Here is a 1,138-nt window from a genome sequence, read left to right as displayed (position 1 = left end):
ACGTAGTCGAGGTCGTCGAGGTCTTCCAGCCACACCACGTTCGCTTCGTGTGCGAGCTGGCTTTCGTGCAGCAGCGAGCTCATGGACGCAGCTCCTTGTCGGTGAAGTGGCTGTGCGGTTGGACGGTCGTGGCGTGGATGACGCCGGTCGATTGGAGGTGGAGGACGCGGTGGTGTGGGTCGCCCCCATGGTAGGACGACGCCCAGATCCTGGGGAGGATGCCTTGCCTCATGCCCGTCCACCTGCCGGTCCGTCAGGTCGGGCGGTGTCGTCGCCCGGGAGCAGGGCAAGGGCGGGGTAGTACTTCTTGCCCATGGACTTCAGCATCTCCGCAGGGGACGCCAGGCCGATCTCTTGACGGATGCGGCCGGCGAAGGCGCGAGGGGTGTCGGCCCGGATGCCTTCCGAGCTGCACCAGGCGGTGTACGTGGCGTAGAGCAGGCCCTGCTCGACGCGCAGGTCGCCAGTGTCCGGGCCCTGGCGGACGCAGCACTCGGACAGGAACCTGCCGGTGTGGTCCTCGGTCGTCTCGTACGCCGCGGTGGCCAGGCGGACGGAGGCGGGTCCGGTGAGTGAGTCCCGGGTGGTGAGGTAGCGGCTGGCTCCCTGGATCAGCCAGTGCAGGATGCCGGGGCCTTCTTCCTGGACGAGTTCACCGGCCAGGTTGTCGATCTTCCGTTCGGCGGGGACGACGCGTTCGAAGGGGATCAGACGGATACGGCGCCAGAAGGCGTGCCCGCCGGTGCCGACCTCGGGTTGGTGGTTGCCGAGCAGCCATAGCTTGTGGGTCGGGGTGAAGCTGAAGTAGTCCTGCCTCATCCTGCGGGCCTTGATCTTGTCTCCGCCGGTGAGGAGTTTGACCCGTGCCTCGTCGAACTTGTCGTTGGGCTTGAGCTCGCTGCAGACGAAGATGCGGCGGCCGTGGAGCTCGGTCAGCTCGGTGGAGTGCTCGGCGAAGTTGCCCTTGTCCATCAGGAAGCCGGGCGGGGCCGCGTCGGCGTAGTCGCCCATGACCTGGATCATGACGTCCAGGAGGACGGACTTGCCGTTGGCGCCCTTGCCCCACAGGAAGGGCAGCACCTGCGCGCCGACGTCCCCGGTGATGGAGTAGCCCAGTAGCAGGTGCAGGAAGTCGATC

General features: G+C 67.0%; 1 protein-coding gene. It reads right to left on the bottom strand.

What is annotated here, in order from left to right:
• Nucleotides 1–228: 228 nt before the first annotated feature.
• A partial coding sequence (locus tag AC067Z_RS38960) for a DNA primase family protein (RefSeq protein ID WP_478794371.1) occupies nt 229–1,138 on the bottom strand: 910 nt, incomplete at its 5' end.

The sequence above is a fragment of the Streptomyces sp. NPDC043812 genome (assembly GCF_056436245.1).
This window is presented reverse-complemented; position numbering and strand designations above follow the sequence as displayed.